Annotated in this window: 17 protein-coding genes; 9 read left to right on the plus strand and 8 right to left on the minus strand. The window is 68.1% G+C overall.

Going from position 1 to position 18,800, the window contains the following annotated elements; all coding sequences use genetic code 11:
• Nucleotides 1–5: 5 nt before the first annotated feature.
• The 4 genes from WKR98_RS22140 to WKR98_RS22155 all read left to right on the plus strand — a co-directional run bounded on the left by WKR98_RS22140 (nt 6) and on the right by WKR98_RS22155 (nt 3,881).
• Nucleotides 6–836 carry a p-hydroxycinnamoyl CoA hydratase/lyase gene (locus tag WKR98_RS22140; protein ID WP_341434680.1) on the plus strand — a complete coding sequence of 277 codons (831 nt, stop codon included), beginning with the start codon at nt 6–8 and terminating at the stop codon, nt 834–836.
• On the plus strand, nt 833–2,026 hold the full coding sequence (locus WKR98_RS22145; RefSeq protein WP_341434681.1) for a CaiB/BaiF CoA transferase family protein: 1,194 nt from the start codon (nt 833–835) through the stop codon (nt 2,024–2,026). The genes WKR98_RS22140 and WKR98_RS22145 overlap by 4 nt, the downstream gene beginning before the upstream one ends.
• Before the next feature lie 29 nt (nt 2,027–2,055).
• Entirely contained in the window at nt 2,056–3,060 is a 1,005-nt protein-coding gene (locus WKR98_RS22150; RefSeq protein ID WP_341434682.1) for a Bug family tripartite tricarboxylate transporter substrate binding protein, read from the plus strand.
• A gap of 89 nt (nt 3,061–3,149) precedes the next feature.
• Complete coding sequence (locus tag WKR98_RS22155) at nt 3,150–3,881, plus strand: GntR family transcriptional regulator (RefSeq protein ID WP_161567910.1); 732 nt, start codon at nt 3,150–3,152, stop codon at nt 3,879–3,881.
• A 1-nt stretch (nt 3,882) separates the two neighbouring features.
• Here WKR98_RS22155 and WKR98_RS22160 read toward each other — a convergent pair whose 3' ends face one another.
• The 7 genes from WKR98_RS22160 to tkt all read right to left on the minus strand — a co-directional run bounded on the left by WKR98_RS22160 (nt 3,883) and on the right by tkt (nt 12,154).
• Complete coding sequence (locus WKR98_RS22160) at nt 3,883–4,275, minus strand: DUF1640 domain-containing protein (protein WP_124690954.1); 393 nt, start codon at nt 4,273–4,275, stop codon at nt 3,883–3,885.
• Nucleotides 4,276–4,368: 93 nt separating this feature from the next.
• A complete protein-coding gene (locus WKR98_RS22165; RefSeq protein WP_341434683.1) occupies nt 4,369–5,253 on the minus strand; it encodes a phosphoribosylaminoimidazolesuccinocarboxamide synthase in 885 nt (294 codons plus the stop codon).
• A gap of 28 nt (nt 5,254–5,281) precedes the next feature.
• Entirely contained in the window at nt 5,282–6,346 is a 1,065-nt protein-coding gene (gene fba, locus WKR98_RS22170; protein WP_124690956.1) for a class II fructose-bisphosphate aldolase, read from the minus strand.
• Nucleotides 6,347–6,379: 33 nt separating this feature from the next.
• Nucleotides 6,380–7,918: a pyruvate kinase gene (pyk, locus tag WKR98_RS22175; RefSeq protein WP_341434704.1), complete on the minus strand. Its 1,539-nt coding sequence runs from the start codon at nt 7,916–7,918 to the stop codon at nt 6,380–6,382.
• Complete coding sequence (locus tag WKR98_RS22180; protein WP_124690958.1) at nt 7,833–9,035, minus strand: phosphoglycerate kinase; 1,203 nt, start codon at nt 9,033–9,035, stop codon at nt 7,833–7,835. The genes pyk and WKR98_RS22180 overlap by 86 nt, the downstream gene beginning before the upstream one ends.
• Nucleotides 9,036–9,037: 2 nt before the next feature.
• Nucleotides 9,038–10,048, minus strand: a complete 1,011-nt coding sequence (gene gap / locus WKR98_RS22185) for a type I glyceraldehyde-3-phosphate dehydrogenase (protein ID WP_124690959.1) — start codon at nt 10,046–10,048, stop codon at nt 9,038–9,040.
• 57 nt (nt 10,049–10,105) lie between these two features.
• Nucleotides 10,106–12,154, minus strand: a complete 2,049-nt coding sequence (tkt, locus tag WKR98_RS22190) for a transketolase (RefSeq protein WP_341434684.1) — start codon at nt 12,152–12,154, stop codon at nt 10,106–10,108.
• A gap of 122 nt (nt 12,155–12,276) precedes the next feature.
• Between tkt and WKR98_RS22195 the strand changes: the two genes are divergently transcribed.
• The gene (locus WKR98_RS22195; RefSeq protein WP_341434685.1) at nt 12,277–13,020 is read left to right on the plus strand and encodes a 16S rRNA (uracil(1498)-N(3))-methyltransferase; all 744 of its coding nucleotides are present in this window, start codon (nt 12,277–12,279) and stop codon (nt 13,018–13,020) included.
• Between the two features lie 16 nt (nt 13,021–13,036).
• On the opposite strand, the gene sodC is transcribed toward WKR98_RS22195, so the two are convergent.
• Nucleotides 13,037–13,564, minus strand: a complete 528-nt coding sequence (sodC, locus tag WKR98_RS22200) for a superoxide dismutase [Cu-Zn] SodC (protein ID WP_341434686.1) — start codon at nt 13,562–13,564, stop codon at nt 13,037–13,039.
• A gap of 240 nt (nt 13,565–13,804) precedes the next feature.
• On the opposite strand from sodC, the gene WKR98_RS22205 reads away from it, so the two are divergent.
• Genes WKR98_RS22205 through WKR98_RS22220 form a run of 4 tightly spaced genes read left to right on the plus strand, consistent with a single transcriptional unit; the run spans nt 13,805 to nt 18,786 of the window.
• On the plus strand, nt 13,805–14,947 hold the full coding sequence (locus WKR98_RS22205) for a zinc-dependent alcohol dehydrogenase (RefSeq protein ID WP_124690963.1): 1,143 nt from the start codon (nt 13,805–13,807) through the stop codon (nt 14,945–14,947).
• Between the two features lie 11 nt (nt 14,948–14,958).
• The gene (locus WKR98_RS22210) at nt 14,959–15,870 is read left to right on the plus strand and encodes an FAD binding domain-containing protein (RefSeq protein ID WP_341434687.1); all 912 of its coding nucleotides are present in this window, start codon (nt 14,959–14,961) and stop codon (nt 15,868–15,870) included.
• On the plus strand, nt 15,863–17,770 hold the full coding sequence (locus WKR98_RS22215) for a molybdopterin-dependent oxidoreductase (protein WP_341434688.1): 1,908 nt from the start codon (nt 15,863–15,865) through the stop codon (nt 17,768–17,770). The genes WKR98_RS22210 and WKR98_RS22215 overlap by 8 nt, the downstream gene beginning before the upstream one ends.
• A complete protein-coding gene (locus tag WKR98_RS22220) occupies nt 17,767–18,786 on the plus strand; it encodes a xanthine dehydrogenase family protein molybdopterin-binding subunit (RefSeq protein ID WP_202865557.1) in 1,020 nt (339 codons plus the stop codon). Before WKR98_RS22215 ends, WKR98_RS22220 begins: the two co-directional genes overlap by 4 nt.
• Nucleotides 18,787–18,800 lie beyond the last annotated feature (14 nt).

The raw sequence follows: 18,800 nt of genomic DNA on the forward strand, positions 1-18,800 counted from the left end.
CAAGCATGCAATTCGATCAGTTGAAGAACGTCAAAGTCGAGATCGCCAACGGCATAGGCTGGGTCACGCTGAACCGCCCCGACAAGCGCAACGCGATGAGCCCGGACCTGCACTTCGAGATGGTGGACGTGCTCAAGGAACTGGCCGAGGAACCGGCGGTGCGCGTGCTGGTGCTGACCGGCGCGGGCGAAAGCTGGTGCGCCGGCCAGGACATCGGCCTGTTCTTCCGCGCCCTGGACGACAAGCCCAAGCAGCGGCACCTGGCCCGGCTGGCCAACCACGAATGGCGCTGGACCCTGCTCAGCAGCTTTCCCAAGCCCACCATCGCCATGGTGAACGGGCACTGCTACGGCGGCGCCTTCGTGCAGTTGTTCGCCTGCGATTTCGCCATCGCGGCGGACGAAGCGCAGTTCGGCCTGTCCGAGGTGAACTGGGGCATCCTGCCCGGCGGCCTGGTCGGCAAGGTCATCGTCGACGGGCTGGCCTACCGCGACGCGGTCTACTACGCGATGACGGGCGATCCCTTCGACGGCAAGACGGCCGCGCAGATGCGGCTGGTGACCGAGTCCGTGCCGCTCGACCGCCTGCGCGCGCGCACCGAGGAACTGGCCGCCACGCTGGCGCGCAAGAATCCGCAGACGCTGCGCACCATCAAGGAAAGCCTGCGCCTGGTACGCGGCATGAGCGTGGACCAGGCCGCCGACTACCTGTTGGCCAAGGAGCGCGAGATGCGCTTCATGGATACCGAGGGCGGACGCGAACAGGCCATGACCCAGTTCCTGGACGACAAGACCTATCGCCCCGGTTTCGGCGAATACCGGCGGGACGCGCAATGAACGCCTCGTCCGCGCCCGCCTCCGGCGACGTCCTGCAAGGCATCCGGGTGCTGGAGCTGGGCAACTTCATCACCGGCCCCTATGCCGGGCTGATGCTGGCCGACCTGGGCGCCGACGTGATCAAGGTCGAGCGGCCGGAAGGCGACCCTTTTCGCGCCTTCCGCGACGGCCAGTACAGTCCGAACTTCGTCGCGTTCAACCGCAACAAGCGCAGCGTGAAGCTGGACCTGGGTCGCCAGGCGGGGCGCGACGCCCTGCTGCGGCTGGTGGACACGGCGGACGTGCTGATCGAGAACTTCCGTCCCGGCGTCATGGACAGGATGGGCCTGGGATGGGAGACGCTGCGCGCCCGGCGGCCGCAGCTGGTCTATTGCACGATCGGCGGCTTCCTGCCCGGCAGCCGGCACGAGGGCCAGCCCGCCTTCGACACCATCGGCCAGGCCTTGAGCGGCATGCTGGACACTTTCCTGGATCCCGCCAATCCGCAGGTGCGCGGCCCCACCATCTCGGACCAGCTGGCGGGCATGTACGCGTGCCAGGGCATCCTGGGCGCGCTGTTCGCCCGGCAGGCCACCGGGCGAGGCCGGCTGGTCGAGGTCAACATGATCGAGTCGTCCATGTCCTTCATGCCCGACTTCTTCGCCAGCTATACCCGCGACGGCACGCGCATGCGGTCGACCACGCGCGCGTCCTATTCGCACAGCCTCGCGTTCGAGTGCGCCGACGGCGCGCGCATCGGCCTGCAGCTCTCGTCGCCGTCGAAATTCTGGGAAGGCCTGGTACGGGCGGTGGAAATGCCCGAACTGCGGGACGATCCACGCTTCGCCACCCGAGGCGCGCGCATCGCCAACTTCGAGTCGCTGTCCGCGTTGCTCAGGGACCGTTTCCGCACGCAGCCGCAGGCCCACTGGCTGGCCGCGCTGCGCGCCGCCGACGTGCCGCACGCGCCGGTCCTGACCGTGCCCGACATCCTGGACGATCCCGAGTTCGCGGCCGCCGGCAGTTTCCATGAACTGCATCACCCCGAGATGGGATCGGTGCGGGCGCTGAGCCGGCCCATCCGCTACGACGGCCAGCGCCAGCCCAGCCGCCATCCTCCGCCCACGCTGGGCGAGCAGACCGCCGCCATCCTGGCCGAGGCCGGCCTGTCGGAACAGGAAATCGCCGCCGTCCGGGGGACGACGGCCTAGGTCCGTCCACTTAGAAAAGGAGACACCGCATGCAAGACCATCGCGACACCTCGATCACCCGCCGCGGCTTCATCGCCGCCAGCGCCGGCCTGGCCCTGGGCGCGGCCGGCGCCGCGCGCGGCCAGGGCGACACCTACCCGACGCGCGCGATCCGTGTCATCGTGCCCTTCCCCGCCGGCGCCGGCGCCGACTCCAACGCGCGCCTGGTGGCCCAGCAATTGGCGGAGAAACTGGGCCAGCCCGTGGTGGTCGACAACCGGCCCGGCGCCAACGGCCTGATCGGCACCGAAGCCGTGGCCAAGGCCGCGCCCGACGGCTATACCCTGCTGTTCGTCGACCGCGGTGCGCTGGGCATCAATCCCAGCCTGTACAAGAAGCTGCCCTACGATCCGCTGAAGGACTTTTCCTACGTCGGCATCGCGGTCTGGGGCCCCTATGTGCTCGTGGCCGGCTCCAAGCAGCCAGCCAAGACCATCCAGGAGTTCGTCGCCGCCGCGCGCAAGCAGCCCGGCCGCCTGACCTATGCCAGCTTCGGCAACGGCAGCATGACCCAGCTGGGCACCGAGTCGCTGTGCTCCCGCCTGGGCATACAGCTGACCCACGTGCCCTACAAGGGCGGCGCGCCGGCGCTGACCGCGGCCATGGCCGGCGAGGTCGACATGGCCCTGGTCACGATCGGACCGGCGCTGGGCGCGATCCGCGAAGGCCGCGTGCGGCCGCTGCTGGTGGGCGGGAGCCGCCGCTTCCCGCTGCTGCCGGACGTCCCCGCCGTGAGCGAGATCGGCGGCGACGAGAACACCATCCCCGACACCTATTTCGGCTTCGCCCTGCCGGCCGGCACGCCCGCCCCGATCCGCGACCGCCTGTCGGGCACCATCCGCCAGGTGCTGGCCGATGCGGCCATCCGGACGAAACTGGCCGACAGCGGCTTCCAGCCTGCACGGGGCACCCCGGAGGAAATGCGGTCCACGGTGGAACACGACATCGCGGCCTTCGGCAAGCTCGCGCGCGAGTTGAACATCCGGCCCGAATGATGGACGGTCCGCAGGATAATGGCGGGGATGGAATAATCGCGGTCGGCGCCCCGGCGCCGACCGCAGCTCCCGAACCAGGCTTCCGACCCATGTCCTCATTCACCGACACCACGCTAGACCGGATGGCGCGCTATCTGCAACTGGCATCGCTGTTCCGCAACAAGATCATTACCGGCGACTGGCCGGTGGGCGGCCGCATCCCGAACGTGGCGGACCTGGCCGTGGACTTCGAGGTGGCGCGCGGCACCATACGCGAGGCGCTGGGCGTGCTGGAGGACGAAGGGCTGATCGAGCGCTTCCGCGCCAAGGGCAGTTTCGTTCGCCGAACGCCCAAGGAACGCAGCGCGCACCGGCTGGCCATCGACTGGGCCTCGCTGATCTCGGCCCACGAGGGCGCGGACATCGAGGTCCTGGAACAGCGGGACCTGGACGAACTCCCCGCCTTCGCCGCCGGCGAAGGCGAACCGGCCGACCATTACACGATGATGCGCAGGGTGCACGCGCGCGACGGCCACCCCTATCTGGCGGCCCGCTTCATCCTGGACAGCGAGTTGTTCAGGCAAGGACCGCCTGAACGGTTCCGGCACGAGGCCACCCTGCCCATCCTGCACGAGGTTGCCGGCAAGCGCATCGCGCGGGCCAATCAGATCATGACCCTGGGCAGCGCCGACCGCGAGATGGCAGCGCTGCTGGAACTGCCGCTGAACGCACCGGTGGCGCACGTCGTGCGGCGCGCCATCGACACGTCGGGCAAGCTGATCTACGTGGGGGAAGGGATATACCGGGGGGATGCGGTCAGGCTGGAGATCGCGCTGATCTGATTCAGAGCAGCTTGTTCAGGGCAGTCATGACACCCACTGCCACCACCAGCAGCGAGCCGAGCTTGATGGTCATGCGCTGTTCGAGCAAACGGAGCTCGGACCTCAGTTGGCCTTCTGAGCTGACCAACCGGTTTTCCAAGGCCCGGATATCGCCCTTGAGACCGGTTTCCACTCGTTCGAGTTCTACGCGCATGCCCAGGGTGACCCGCTCGAGATCGGCGCGTGTGGCCAGCGTGATTCGTTCGAGATCCGCCCGCGTGGCCAAGGCGTCCATACCGGTCGTCAACACCTGCGCCAGCGCCTCGGCTTGCGCATCCGCCAAGGGCGCCGCCACGCCTGCCTGCTGCAGGCGCTTGGAATACTGCAAGGTATCGAAGGCAAGGGCAGCGGTCATGCAAATATTCTATGCCATGACATCCAAAAGAAAAACGGCGGGCAGGATGTTTCCATCCTGCCCGCCGTCACCCTGCCTTGCGCAAGCCGGCGATCAAACCCCGACCAGTCGGACCCGCGCCTCGCGGTATTTGTCCGACGTGCGCTCCAGCACGTTCTGCGGCAGCCGCGGCGCGGGAGCGGTCTTGTCCCAGGGCTGGGTTTCCAGCCAGTCGCGCACGAACTGCTTGTCGAACGACGGCGGGCTGCTGCCCGGCACGTAGGAATCGGCCGGCCAGAAGCGCGACGAATCGGGAGTCAGCACCTCGTCCATCAGGTGCAGCACGCCGTTCTCGTCCAGGCCGTATTCGAACTTGGTGTCGGCGATGATGATGCCGCGCTGGGCGGCATACTCGGACGCCAGCTGGTAGATGCGCAGCGAGACTTCGCGGATCTGCTCGGCTAGTTGCGGGCCGACTTCCTTGACCACGTGCTCGAAGCTGACGTTCTCGTCGTGCGAACCCAGTTCGGCCTTGGCCGCCGGCGTGAAGATGGGCGCGGGCAGCTGCTGCGCCTGCACCAGCCCTTCCGGCAGCTTGATGCCGCACACGCTGCCGGTGTCCTGGTAGTCCTTCCAGCCCGAGCCGATCAGGTAGCCGCGCACCACCGCTTCCACCAGCACCGGCTTGAGCCGCTTGACCACCACCGCGCGGCCCGCGACCTGGTCGCGTTCGTCGGCGGCGACGACGCTCTCGGAATCGACGCCGGTCAGGTGGTTGGGAATGATGTTGCCGAGCCGGCCCAGCCAGAAATTGGTGAGCGAGTTCAGCACCTCGCCCTTGCCCGGGATCGGATCGTCCAGGATGACGTCGAAGGCGGACAGGCGGTCGGTGGTGACGATCAGGAGCTTGTCGTCGCCGACAGCATACATGTCGCGCACTTTGCCGCGCGCCAGCAGCGGCAGGGAACGGATGGTGGACTGATAGAGCGGTGCGGACATGATGCGGCCTGCTTCGACGGTTGAGGGCTTACTTGACGATTTGGGCCAATTTGCCCGAGGCGTAGTCGGCGGCGATCTGCGACAGCGCAACGGCCTTGATCTTGCTGGCGTTACCGGCGGTGCCGAACTGGTTGTAGCGTTCGACGCAGATCTTCTTGGCGGCGGCGCGCGCGGGCTTGAGGTATTCGCGCGGGTCGAACTTCGAGGGGTTCTCGGCCAGGAAGCGGCGGATCGCGCCGGTCATCGCCAGGCGGATGTCGGTGTCGATGTTGATCTTGCGCACGCCGTGCTTGATGGCTTCCTGGATTTCCTCGACCGGCACGCCGTAGGTTTCCTTCATGTCGCCGCCGAATTCGCGGATCTCGGCCAGCAGGTCCTGCGGCACGCTGGAGCTGCCGTGCATCACCAGGTGGGTGGTCGGCAGGCGGCGGTGGATTTCCTTGATACGCTCGATGGCCAGGATGTCGCCGCTGGGCTTGCGCGAGAACTTGTAGGCGCCGTGGCTGGTGCCGATGGCGATGGCCAGCGCGTCGATCTGGGTGCGCTTGGCGAAGTCGGCGGCCTGCTCGGGATCGGTCAGCAGCTGTTCGCGGGTCATGGTGCCTTCGGCGCCGTGGCCGTCTTCCTTGTCGCCCTTCATGGTCTCGAGCGAGCCCAGGCAGCCCAGTTCGCCTTCGACCGAGATGCCCTGCACGTGGGCCATCTTCACGACCTGGGTGGTGACGTCGACGTTGTAGTCGTAGTCGGCGATGGTCTTGCCGTCGGCCATCAGCGAGCCGTCCATCATCACGCTGGAGAAGCCCATGGCGATGGCGCCCTTGCAGACGTCGGGCGACTGGCCGTGGTCCTGGTGCATGACGACGGGGATGTGGGGATAGGACTCGACCGCCGCGGCGATCAGGGCCTTCAGGAAACCTTCGCCGGCATATTTGCGGGCGCCGGCCGAGGCCTGCATGATGACCGGGCTGTTGGTCTCGTCGGCGGCTTCCATGATGGCCTGGACCTGTTCCAGGTTGTTGACGTTGAACGCCGGGATGCCGTAACCGTTTTCAGCCGCATGGTCGAGCAGTTGACGCATGGAAACGAGTGCCATTGTGAACTCCTGGATAAGAAATGGTTGGGGGGTTCAGCCTTGCTGGCCTACCCTCACGATTTTTAGAGTATTGGTTCCGCCCGGCGAGCCCATCGGCTCGCCCACGGTGAAGACGATCAGGTCGCCCGGCCCCGCCACGCCCTTCTCCACCAGCAGCTTCTCGGCCGCCAGCAGCGACGCGTCGCGATCGCCGGAATCTTCCAGTTGCAGCGTCCGCACGTTGCGATACAGCGCTACCTTACGCTGCGTCGCCACGCGCGGGGTCAGGGCGTAAATGGGTGTTGCACTATCGTGCCGGCTCATCCACAGCGTGGTCGCGCCGGAATGCGTCAGCGCGCAGATGGCCTTGCAGCGCATGTGGTGCGCCGTGAACAGCGCCGCATAGGCGATGGACTGGTCCACCCGGTGGAAGGTCTGGTCCAGGAAATCCTTGTCCAGCTCGAAATGCTGCGACTTCTCGGCTTCCAGGCAGATCGAGGCCATGGCCTCGACGGTTTCCACCGGATAGCGCCCGACCGCGGTTTCGGCCGACAGCATCACCGCGTCCGAACCGTCCAGCACGGCGTTGGCCACGTCCGAGACCTCGGCGCGCGTGGGCATGGCGTTGACGATCATGGATTCCATCATCTGCGTGGCCGTGATGACGGTACGGTTGCGCGAACGCGCCAGCCGGATCATGCGTTTCTGCAGCGCCGGCACGGCGGCGGCGCCCACTTCCACCGCCAGGTCGCCGCGCGCCACCATGATGCCGTCCGAGGCATCGATGATTTCTTCCAGCACGGCGATGGCCTCCGCCCGCTCGATCTTGGCGATGAGCTGGGGCCGGACACCGGTGGGCGCGCCGGCGATGGCCACCAGCTGGCGCGCCATTTCCATGTCGGTGCGGTTCTTGGGGAAGCTGATGGCGATGTAGTCCACGCCCATCTGCACCGCGGACCGGAGGTCTTCCATGTCCTTGCCGGTCAGCGCGGGCGCGGTCAGGCCGCCGCCCTGGCGGTTGATGCCCTTGTTGTTCGACAGCTCGCCGCCGACCAGCACCTCGGTATGGATCTCGGTACCGGCGACGCGGATCACCAGCAGGCGGATCAGGCCGTCGTTCAGGAGCAGGATGTCGCCGGCCCGCACGTCGCGCGGCAGGTCGGGATAATCCAGGCCCACCTTGCCCTGGTCGCCCAGTTCGCAGGCGGCGTCGAGCACGAAGGGCTGGCCCGGCTCGAGCTGGACCTTGCCGTCGGCGAACTTGCCGACGCGTATCTTGGGCCCCTGCAGGTCGGCCATGATCGCGACTTCGCGGTCACAGGCCGACGCGGCCGCGCGGACCAGGGCGGCGCGCGCCGCGTGGTCTTCCGCCGTGCCGTGCGAGAAATTGAGCCGTACTACATCGACTCCGGCGCGGATCATCCGCGCCAGCGTGTCGGCCGAGCTGGAAGCCGGCCCGAGTGTAGCCACGATCTTCGTGGCACGAGCGGAAGGTGCGTCCACAGGGTCAGGCGCCTTGAGCGGCGCGCTCCTCCAAGATGGCGACCGCGGGCAGGGCCTTGCCTTCCAGGAACTCGAGGAAGGCACCGCCACCGGTCGAGATGTAGCCAACCTGGTCCGCGATGCCGTATTTGGCGATCGCGGCCAGCGTGTCGCCGCCGCCGGCGATCGAGAACGCAGGCGAGGCCGCAATGGCGCGGGCCAGCGTTTCGGTGCCATGCGAGAAGGCGTCGAACTCGAACACGCCCACCGGGCCGTTCCAGACGATGGTGCCGGCCGCCTTGAGCAATTGCGCCAGGCGTTCGGACGTGACGGGGCCGATGTCCAGGATCAGGTCGTCGGCCGCAACGGCATCGGCGGACTTGGTCTCGGCCGGCGCGTCGGCGGCGAAGGTCTTGGCGCACACCACGTCGGTCGGGATGGGCACGGCCGCGCCGCGCTTTTCCATGACCTCGATGATGGCCCTGGCCTCGTTCAGCAGGTCGGGCTCGGCCAGCGACTTGCCGATGGGCAGGCCCTTGGCCAGCATGAAGGTGTTGGCGATGCCGCCGCCCACGATGAGCTGGTCGACCTTGTCGGCCAGGCTCTTGAGGATGGTCAGCTTGGTCGAGACCTTGGAACCGGCCACGATGGCCACCAGCGGCCGCTTGGGCGCGCTGAGCGCGCGGCCCAGGGCATCCAGCTCGGCCGCCAGCAGCGGGCCGGCGCAGGCCACCGGAGCGTAGCGGGCGATGCCGTGCGTGGTGGCTTCCGCGCGGTGCGCGGTGCCGAAGGCATCGTTGACGTAGACGTCGCACAGCGCGGCCATCTTGCGCGCCAGCGCGTCGTCGTCCTTTTTCTCGCCCTTGTTGACGCGGCAGTTCTCGAGCAGCACGACTTCACCGGGCGCGACGGACACGCCGTCGACCCAGTCCGCCACGAGCCGCACGGGCTTGTCCAGCAGCTCGGACAGGCGCTTGGCCACCACCGCCAGCGAATCGGCGGGCGTCAGGGTGCCTTCCGTGGGACGGCCCAGGTGCGACGTCACCATGACGGCGGCGCCGCCGTCCAGCGCCAGGCGGATGCCCGGCACCGAGGCACGGATGCGCGTGTCCTCGGTGATGTTGCCCTGGTCGTCCTGCGGCACGTTCAGATCGGCGCGGATGAACACCCGCTTGCCGTCCAGTTTTCCCTTGGCCGCCAGATCGGCCAGCGTGATGACCTTGCTCATGCTTACTTGGCCGACATCAGCGCCACGGTGGTGTCCAGCATGCGGTTGCTGAAGCCCCACTCGTTGTCGTACCACGACGAGACCTTGACCAGGTTGCCCGTGACCTTGGTCAGCGTGGCATCGAAGGTGCTGGAGGCGGGATCGTGGTTGAAGTCGGACGACACCAGCGGCTCGGTGTTGTAGTTCAGGATGCCCTTGAGCGAACCTTCCGACGCTTCCTTCAGGATGGCGTTGACTTCCTCGACGGTAGTGTCGCGCTTGGCCACGAAGGTCAGGTCGACCACCGACACGTTGATGGTCGGGACGCGGATGGCGTAGCCGTCCAGCTTGCCGTTCAGCTCGGGCATCACCAGGCCGACCGCGGCGGCGGCGCCGGTCTTGGTCGGGATCATGTTCTGGGTGGCCGAGCGGGCGCGGCGCAGGTCCTCGTGATAGACGTCGGTCAGCACCTGGTCGTTGGTATAGGCGTGCACGGTGGTCATCAGGCCCGAGACGATGCCCAGCTTGTCATGCAGCGGCTTGACCAGCGGGGCCAGGCAGTTGGTGGTGCACGAGGCGTTCGAGATGACGGTGTGTTCCGCCTTCAGCACGTCCTGGTTCACGCCGTAGACGATGGTGGCGTCGACGTCCTTGCCGCCGGGGGCCGAGATCACGACCTTCTTGGCGCCGCCCTTCAGGTGGGCGCCGGCCTTCTCCTTGCTGGTGAAGAAGCCGGTGCATTCGAGCACCACGTCCACGCCCAGCTCGCCCCAGGGCAGCTCGGCCGGGTTGCGGTTGGCCAGCACGCGGATCTTGTCGCCGTTGACGACCATGTAGTCGCCCTCGACCGCGACGGTGCCCGGGAACTTGCCATGGGCCGTGTCGTAACGGGTCAGGTGAGCATTGGTCTTGGGGTCGCCCAGGTCGTTGATGGCGACGATTTCGATGTCGTGCTTCTTGCCACCTTCATAGTGGGCACGCAGGACGTTGCGGCCGATGCGGCCATAGCCATTGATCGCGACACGGATGGTCATGGTGTTTCCTTTGCTTTGATGAGAAGAATCTGTGACGTTGGTGGACGACTGCCCCGCTCAGCCCACCAGCTTCCGGACGGCCTCGACGACCCGTTCGGCGGTGAATCCGAAATGCTTGAACAACACGCCGGCCGGCGCGGATTCGCCGTAGGTGTCGATCCCCACGACCTCGCCGTCCAGGCCTACATACTTGCGCCAGTAATCGGTGACCCCGGCCTCGACCGCCACCCGCGGCAGGCTGCGCGGCAGCACGTGCTGGCGCCAGGCGTCGTCCTGCTTGTCGAAGACCTGCGTGCACGGCATGGACACCACGCGCACGAAGATCTCGTCCTTGGCCAACGCTTCTTGCGCGGCCAGCGCCAGCGCGACTTCCGAGCCGGTGGCGATGATCACGGCGCGCGGGTTGAGCGCGTCGCGCAGCACGTAGCCGCCGCGCGAGATGTTCGCGATGGTGGCCTGGTCGCGCTCGACGAAAGGCAGGTTCTGGCGGGACAGCAGCAGCGCCGACGGGCCGCCGGCATGCACATCCATGCCGATGCTGGCCGGACGCTCGACGGCCGCGCCCCAGGCCACCGCGGTCTCGGTGGTGTCGCAGGGACGCCAGACCGCCAGGTTGGGGATCAGGCGCAGGCTGGCCGCGTGCTCGACGGACTGGTGGGTGGGGCCGTCCTCGCCCAGGCCGATGGAGTCGTGCGTGAAGACGTGCACCACGCGCTGCTTCATCAACGCCGCCATGCGCAGGGCATTGCGGGAATAATCGGAGAAGGTCAGGAAGGTGCCGCCGAACGGCAGGTAGCCGCCATGCAGCGCGATGCCGTTCATGATGGCGGCCATGCCGAACTCGCGCACGCCGTAGTTGATGTGGCGGCCGAACTCGATGCCGTCCTTGCCGGCGCGCACCGGCGCCACGCCCTTCCAGTCGGTGTAGTTGGAACCGGTCAGGTCGGCCGACCCGCCCAGCAGCTCGGGCAGCATGCCGGCCAGCGCCGTGATGGCGAACTGCGAGGCCTTGCGGGTGGCGACGGTTTCCTGCTTCTGGTTGGTCTCGGCCAGGAACTGGGCGAATTTCTCGGCGAACTCGGCCGGCAGGTCGCCGCGCATGCGGCGCTCGAATTCGGCGGCCTGCTCGGGGAACTGGACGGCGTATTGGGCGAACAACTCGTTCCAGGCGCCTTCCGTCTGCGCGCCCTTGGCCTTGCCGTCCCAGAACGCATAGACTTCGGCCGGGATCTCGAAGGGCGCATAGGGCCAGCCGATGGCTTCGCGTGTGGCGGCGATTTCCTTGTCGCCCAGCGGCGAGCCGTGGACCTTGTCGGTACCGGCCATGGTGGGTGCGCCCTTGCCGATGACGGTACGGCATTCGATCAGCGTCGGGCCGCCGTGCTTGCCGGCCTGCGACTTGGCCTGGGCGATGGCGGCCTCGATGGCCTTGGCGTCATGGCCGTCGACGTTGCGGATCACGTTCCAGCCGTAGGCCTCGAAACGCTTGGCGGTGTCGTCGGCGAACCAGTACTTGATCTCGCCGTCGATGGAAATGCCGTTCGAGTCGTACAGCACGACCAGCTTGGACAGCTTGAGCGTGCCGGCCAGCGAGGCGACTTCATGCGAGATGCCTTCCATCAGGCAGCCGTCGCCGACGAAGGCATAGGTGAAGTGGTCGACGATGGGCAGGCCCGGACGGTTGAACTCGGCCGCCAGCAGCGCCTCGGCCAGCGCCATGCCCACGGCGTTGGACACGCCCTGCCCCAGCGGACCGGTGGTGGTCTCGACCCCCGGGGTGATGCCGACCTCGGGGTGGCCCGGGGTCTTGGAATGCATCTGGCGGAAATTGCGCAGTTCCTCGATGGGCAGGTCGTAGCCCGTGAGGTGCAGCAGCGAATAGATCAGCATCGAGCCGTGGCCGTTGGACAGCACGAAGCGGTCGCGGTCGGCCCAGGCGGGATTCGCCGGATTGTGGCGCAGGTGTCCATGCCAGAGCGCGAGGGCGATTTCCGCCATGCCCATGGGCGCCCCGGGGTGGCCGGAGTTGGCCTTCTGGACGGCATCCATGGACAGTGCACGGATGGCATCCGCCATATTGAGTTGAGAGGCGGCTTGATTGCTCATGAAGACACTCGTTCCGGCGGGAAAACCCGCTGCTACAAAGCTTTCGAGTTTAACATTCGTACAAGTCCCCCGCCCTTTCGAGGGCCAGGATGCTTGTCAAAAGTTACATCGCTCTCCCATCCATGCCCTTGCCCCGCTTCCACGTCGACCTTCCCCTGCAATCCGGCGCCCGGCTCGATCTGCCCGCGCCCATCGCCCATCATGCCCTGCGCGTGCTACGCCTGCGCGACGGCGAGGAAATCGTCCTGTTCGACGGCCGAGGCGGCCAGTACCCCGCGCGGCTGGAAGTGGACGGCCGGGCGGCTGCGGCCCAATTGGGCACCCACGATCCGCGGGAGGCCGAGCTGCCGGGCCGCATCGTGCTGGCCCAGGCCATCCCGTCGGGCGACAAGATGGACTGGGTGGTGGAAAAGGCGGTGGAAGTGGGCGCCCACGCCATCCAGCCCCTGGCGGCCGCCCGCAGCATCCTCAAGCTGTCGGGCGAGCGCCTGGAGAAGCGGGTGCAGCACTGGCAGCGGGTAGCGATTGCCGCCTGCGAACAGTGCGGCCGCAACCGCGTCCCCATCGTGTCCGCGCCGCTGACGCCCGAGCAATGGCTGTCGCGCCCCGTGCCCGACGGCAGCCAGCGGGTGTTCTGCGACCCCGACGCCGAGATCCGGCTTACCCAGTGGCTGGGCGACCTGCCCGCCGCGCCGGCCGACCTGGAACTGCTGGTCGGCCCCGAAGGCGGCTGGTCGCCCGAGGAATACGCCCTGGCCACCCGCCACGGCGTACGCGCCGTCCGCTTCGGCGACCGCATCCTGCGCACCGAGACGGCCGGCACCGCGCTGATCTCGGCCCTGTCCGCCAAGCTGGACTGGATCTGACGGGGGCGAGCCACCGTCAGATCACACCGCAAGCCATCCTGGCGCCGCCGCCGCCCAGCGGCATGGGGTGGTCCGCATGGTTGTCGCCGCCCTGGTGCACCATCAGCGCGTGGCCCTGCACCTCGGACAGTTTCTTGAGCTTGGGCGCCAGCACCGGGTAGTTCGCCTTGCCGCCAGCGTCCACGTACAGGGCGGGCAGGTCGCCCAGGTGGCCACCGTCGTCCCAGGGCTCGCCATGCTTGCCCGTCTTCTTGGGATCGTAGTGGCCGCCCGCAGCCAGCGCGGCCACCGGCTTGCCGTCCTGCTGGCCGGGATCGCAACTGGGATTCTGGTGGACGTGGAAGCCGTGCAGGCCCGGCGCGAGGCCGCTCAGCGCCGGCGTGAACACCAAGCCATAGGGCGTTTCCTTCACCGTGACCTTGCCGATGTCCTGCCCCTTGCCCTGGGCGTCCACGGTGGTCATCGGAATCGACAGGTCGGCCAGGGCCGGCGCGCAGAGCGTGGACGTTCCCAGGAACAGCATTGCCGCAATGTGGCGTTTCATCGCACCTTCCTCCTTGTGGGGCACGGCCGCGCACCGGCCGCCTGCCACTGCCATGGTAACGGCGGCGAGACGGCGAAAAAAGACGTCCGCCGTTAAGAATCGTCACATCCGGGCCAGGGCTTGGACAAAACCAGGAAAGTCTTGAACAGATCCGCGAGATGGGTCCGGCGACCCTTGTTCGCGGCCGCGGCACGCCTATACAGTCCGCCCATCCCCACACGCCGCAGAGGAGACTCACGGATGAACACCGTTACCGAAACCGCGTTCAAGAACACCTACACGATCCCGCAGACCATGAAGGCCTGGGTCCTGGACGACCCCGAGCAACTGTCCTTCGTGGACAAGCCCGTGCCCCAGCCCGGCCCGGCCGAGGTGCTGGTCCGGATCGACGCGATCGCCGTGTGCGCCACCGACCTGGAGATCATTCATCGCGGTCCGCCCGCGCTCATCCAGGGCGGCCTGCCGTTCAACAAGAATTTCACGCCCGGCCACGAATACATGGGCACCATCGTCAAGCTGGGCCCCGGCGTGGACGAGTTCAGACTGGGCGACCGCGTGGCGGTCGAGGTCCACGCCGGCTGCGGCCGCTGCGAACGGTGCCGCGAGGGCATGTACACAGCCTGCCTGAACTACGGGCAGAACTACGGCGACGTGGACAAGGGGCACCGCGCCAACGGTTTCACCACCGACGGCGGTTTCGCCCAGTACGCCATCAACAACGTCAATACGCTGGCCCACGTGCCGAACGACATGAGCGACGAGGAAGCCACCCTGATCGTCACGGCGGGCACCGCCATGTACGGCCTGGACGTGACCGCCGGCCTGGTGGCGGGGCAATCCGTGGTCGTCATGGGCCCCGGCCCCATCGGCCTCCTGGGTGTGGCGGTGGCCAAGGCGCTGGGGGCCGGGGAAGTGATACTGACCGGTACCCGCGACAACCGCCTGGAGATCGGCCGCCAGTTGGGCGCCGACCATGTCATCAACGTGCGCAACGAGGACGCGGTGGCGAAGGTCAAGGAATACACGAATGGCGGCGCGCACTACGTGCTGGAATGCTCGGGCGCGCCCAACGCCATCAACGACGCGTCGGCCATGCTCAAGCGCGGCGGCCGGATCTGCCTGGCCGCTTTCCCAGCCGAGCCGGTTGCCATCGACGTGGCCGCCCTGGTCCGCAACAACATTTATCTGTTCGGCATCCGCGGCGAGGGCCGCAGCGCCACCCATCGCGCTGCCTCCCTGATGGCGCAGAAGCGCTTCAACGCCAAGATCATCCACACCCACACCTTCCCGCTGGAGGAAGTGCCGACGGCCCTGCGCTATGCGCGCGAGCGCATCGACGACGCCATCAAGGTCGTGGTGAAGATGAACCAGCAGGCGGCCTGACGGAGCGGGCGATGCTGACCTTCGATCGCTACGTGACGGCGGCGACCCTGGACGAGGCCTTCGACGCCCTGGACGCCTCGCCCGGGGCGCGCCTGGTGGCCGGCGCCACCGACCTGCTGCCGTGGGCGCGCGAGGGCCGCGCCGGCGACGTCCATCTGCCGGCGCTGGTCGATGTCGGTGCGATCCCGGCCCTGACCGACGTCACGGCCGACGGCGGCGTGCTGCGCATCGGCGCCGCCACGTCCATCGCGGCGTGCGAACGGCATCCCCTGCTGCTGCGCGACGCGGGCCTGCTGGCTCGGTGCGCGGTCTGGTTCGCCGACGATCAGATCCGCGAACAGGCCACCCTGGGCGGCAATCTGGTCAATGCGTCGCCTGCCGGTGACACGCTGCCGGCGCTGCTGGCCATGAATGCCCAGGTGGTGCTTGCCCGCCGCGACGGCGCCGGCATCCGGGAGCGGGCAATGCCGCTGGCGGATTTCATTACCGGACCGGGCCGGACGCGGCTCGGCGCGAACGAGATCCTGGTGCGCATCGACTGCGATGCCGTGCCCGGCCATGGCGGCGCCTTCGAGAAGGTCGGGCATCGCCGCTCGCTGGTGATATCCACCGTGTGTCTGGCGGTGCTGGCCCGGCTCGCCCCGGCCGGCGGGACGCTGGCCGACGTGCGCATCGCGATCGGCGCGGTAGGCCCGGTGCCCGAGCGGCTGGGCGACGCCGAGGCCGCCCTGCGGGGCCAGCGTCCGACACCCGCGGCGATACGCGAGGCCGCCGTGCTGGCCGCCGACAGGGTGCGTTCGCGCAGCCGCCAGGAGTACCGCCGCGAAGTCCTGGTGAATTTCGTCGAACGCGGCCTGGTCGCCGCGCTCGAACAATGCGGGCTGGCGGTACAGCGTCTGCCCCAGGAGATCGTCCATGCCTGACCCATCGGGTTTCGATGCCGCCCATCCGCCCACGACGCACATCGTCGCGACCGTCAACGGACGCAAGGTGGCGCGTACCGTCCCCATCCACTACCGGGTGATCGACTTCGTCCGCGAGGAACTGAAGCTGACGGGCAACAAGGAAGGCTGCGGCGCGGGCGAATGCGGCACGTGTTCGATGTTCGTCGACGGCACGCTGATCAAGAGCTGCCTCGCCCCCGTGCAGAAGATCCACGGCAGGACCGTGGAAACCGTGGACGACCTGGACGCGGACCAGGGCATGACCGTGATCCAGCGCGCCTTCCACAAATGTGGCGCCAGCCAGTGCGGCTACTGCATCCCCGGCATGGTGATGGCCGCCACGTCCACCCTGCGCAAGCGGCCGCGGGCCAGCCTGGACGAGATCAAGGAAGGGCTGGGCGGCAACATCTGCCGCTGCACCGGCTACCAGAAGATCCTGGACGCCGTGGCCATGGCCCGCGACGTGCTGAACGGCACGCGCCCGGAAACAGACCTGGAAGAAGCCGCCACCGACAGCTTCATCGGCTCGCGCACCCGCCGGCTGGACGCGCCGGCCAAGGTCACGGGCGCCATCAAGTACGCGGCCGACCTGTGGATGCCCAACATGCTGCACATGCAGGTGCTGCGCAGCCCGCACCCCCACGCCCGCATCCAGCGGCTGGACGTGGGCGAGGCGCGCGCCATGCCGGGCGTGGAATGCGTGCTGACCTGCGACGACGTGCCCGGGGTCGACAACTTCGGCGTCTTCATCGAGGACCAGCCCATCATGGCGCGCGGCATGGTCCGCTACGTGGGCGAGGGGATCGCCGCCGTGGTGGCCGAGACCGCGGACATCGCGCGCGAGGCCGTGAAGCGGATCCGCGTGACCTACGACCTCCTGCCGGGCGTGTTCGATCCTTTCGAGGCCATGAAGGAAGGCGCCCCGCAACTGCACGACTTCGCGCCCGGCAATATCTGCAAGCACACGCGCATACGCAAGGGGGATGTCGAGGCGGGACTGGGCGAGGCCGACCTCGTCGTCCAGGAAACCTACCGCACCTCGGCCCTGGAACACGCCTACCTGGAGCCCGAGGCGGGGCTGGCCTACCTGGAGCCCGACGGCTGCGTGACCGTGATGTCGCCCAGCCAGAACATCACCCACCACCGCCACATGCTGGCCAGGATCCTGGGCCGGCCCATCAACAAGGTGCGCATGATCATGAGTACCGTGGGCGGCGGCTTCGGCGGCAAGGAGGACATGCTGTACCAGGGCATGCTGGCGCTGGCCGCCATCCGCACGCGCCGGCCGGTGCGATACGTGTTCACCCGCGAGGAAAGCATCGCGGCCAGCGCCAAGCGGCATCCGTTCAGCATCGACTACACCATGGGCCTGAGGCGCGGCGGGCTCATCGTCGCCACCCGGATGATCATGGTGTCGGACGGCGGCGCCTACGCCATGTCGACGCCGGGCGTCATGAACAAGTCCGCCATCCTGGGGCCCGGCCCCTACGCCATTCCCAACGTGTGGGTCGATGCCATCGGCGTCTATACCAACAACACCCCCAGCGGCGCGTTCCGGGCCTTCGGTGCGTTCCAGTCCGAGTTCGCCACCGAGTCCCACCTGGACCTGTGCGCGGAACGGCTGGGCATGGACCCGGCGCAATTGCGGCGCCTCAACCTCATGCAGGACGGCGCGACCACCCATACCCGGCAGCCGCTGGACCGCGTGGCGGCCACCGCCTGCCTGGACGCCGCGCTGGCGGCCGCGCGCTGGGATCCGGGCGTGCCGCACCGGGAAGCCCGGGGCGAGCCCGCGCGCATCGACCTGGGCGGCCCGGGCACCCGCGCGCCCTGCACGCTGGGCCTGGGCACGATGGCCACCGACAAGGAGACGACATGAAGAAACGAGGCCGGGGAATGGCTTGCGGCTGGTACGGCATCGCCCGCACCGCCGCCATGGATCGGGCCGCCGTCTGGGTCGAGATCGACGACGGCGGGACGCTGAAGGTGGCCACCGGCGTGACCGAGATCGGCGAAGGCGTGCTGACCGGGCTGTGCCAGATCGCCGCCGAGGAAACCGGCGTGCGCCCGGAGGACGTGGTGCTGGCCGACAACGACACGGCGCGCGTGCCCGAGGCCGCCCACGCCGGCGCCACGCGCATGACCTACATGATAGGCAACGCGGTGGCGCTGGCCTGCCGCGAGGCCTTCGGCAAGTTCGCCGCGGCCATGGCCGACCTCTGGCAGGTCAGCCCCGCGTCCATCCGCGCCCGCGCCGGCGAAGTGTGGGTCGCGGGCTCGCCCAGCCAGCGCATGAGCATGGAACATGCGGTGCACGTCCTGAAGAAGGATCGCGGCATCGTCATCGTGGGCAGCGGGCTGTTCACCTCGGCGCACACCGCGCTCGACCCAGAAACCGGCGCCGCGACGCCATGGCAGAGCTATGTGTTCGGCACGCAGATCGCCGAGGTCGAGGTGGACACCGACACCGGCGAGGTGCAGGTGCTGGGCGTCTGGGCGGCCCATGACGTGGGGCGGGTAATCAACCCTCAGCAGGTCGAGGGCCAGATCGAGGGCGGCGTGGTCATGGGCGTGGGCCACGCGCTGATGGAGGCCTACAGCCAGGCCGCCGGCCACACCACCACGCCCGGACTGGCCAAGTACATCCTGCCGACCACGCTGGACGTGCCCCATGTCACGTCGGTGCTGATCGACGAACCCGACCCCAAGACGCCCCTGGGCGTCAAGGGCATCGGCGAACCATGCCTGACCCCGACCGCGCCGGCGATCGTGAACGCGATCCACGATGCAGTGGGAGTACGCATGACGCACCTTCCCGCCACGCCCGAGCGCGTACTGGAGGCCCTGCGTCTGAAGCGGGCCGTGCAACCCAGGGAGCAACGCAAGGTGGCATGACTCATTTCCCGACT

This window comes from Pigmentiphaga sp. YJ18, assembly GCF_038066655.1.
In the GTDB taxonomy this organism is placed as follows: domain Bacteria; phylum Pseudomonadota; class Gammaproteobacteria; order Burkholderiales; family Burkholderiaceae_B; genus Pigmentiphaga.

What these genes read in the sequence shown, in the direction of transcription:
- tkt (WP_341434684.1), bottom strand. Translation starts at nt 12,154, where the DNA reads ATGAGCAATCAAGCCGCCTCTCAACTCAATATGGCGGATGCCATCCGT.
- WKR98_RS22180 (WP_124690958.1), bottom strand. Translation starts at nt 9,035, where the DNA reads ATGAGCAAGGTCATCACGCTGGCCGATCTGGCGGCCAAGGGAAAACTG.
- WKR98_RS22160 (WP_124690954.1), bottom strand. Translation starts at nt 4,275, where the DNA reads ATGACCGCTGCCCTTGCCTTCGATACCTTGCAGTATTCCAAGCGCCTG.
- WKR98_RS22210 (WP_341434687.1), top strand. Translation starts at nt 14,959, where the DNA reads ATGCTGACCTTCGATCGCTACGTGACGGCGGCGACCCTGGACGAGGCC.
- fba (WP_124690956.1), bottom strand. Translation starts at nt 6,346, where the DNA reads ATGGCACTCGTTTCCATGCGTCAACTGCTCGACCATGCGGCTGAAAAC.
- WKR98_RS22220 (WP_202865557.1), top strand. Translation starts at nt 17,767, where the DNA reads ATGAAGAAACGAGGCCGGGGAATGGCTTGCGGCTGGTACGGCATCGCC.
- WKR98_RS22150 (WP_341434682.1), top strand. Translation starts at nt 2,056, where the DNA reads ATGCAAGACCATCGCGACACCTCGATCACCCGCCGCGGCTTCATCGCC.
- WKR98_RS22165 (WP_341434683.1), bottom strand. Translation starts at nt 5,253, where the DNA reads ATGTCCGCACCGCTCTATCAGTCCACCATCCGTTCCCTGCCGCTGCTG.
- WKR98_RS22155 (WP_161567910.1), top strand. Translation starts at nt 3,150, where the DNA reads ATGTCCTCATTCACCGACACCACGCTAGACCGGATGGCGCGCTATCTG.
- WKR98_RS22145 (WP_341434681.1), top strand. Translation starts at nt 833, where the DNA reads ATGAACGCCTCGTCCGCGCCCGCCTCCGGCGACGTCCTGCAAGGCATC.
- WKR98_RS22205 (WP_124690963.1), top strand. Translation starts at nt 13,805, where the DNA reads ATGAACACCGTTACCGAAACCGCGTTCAAGAACACCTACACGATCCCG.
- sodC (WP_341434686.1), bottom strand. Translation starts at nt 13,564, where the DNA reads ATGAAACGCCACATTGCGGCAATGCTGTTCCTGGGAACGTCCACGCTC.
- WKR98_RS22215 (WP_341434688.1), top strand. Translation starts at nt 15,863, where the DNA reads ATGCCTGACCCATCGGGTTTCGATGCCGCCCATCCGCCCACGACGCAC.
- gap (WP_124690959.1), bottom strand. Translation starts at nt 10,048, where the DNA reads ATGACCATCCGTGTCGCGATCAATGGCTATGGCCGCATCGGCCGCAAC.
- WKR98_RS22195 (WP_341434685.1), top strand. Translation starts at nt 12,277, where the DNA reads ATGCCCTTGCCCCGCTTCCACGTCGACCTTCCCCTGCAATCCGGCGCC.
- WKR98_RS22140 (WP_341434680.1), top strand. Translation starts at nt 6, where the DNA reads ATGCAATTCGATCAGTTGAAGAACGTCAAAGTCGAGATCGCCAACGGC.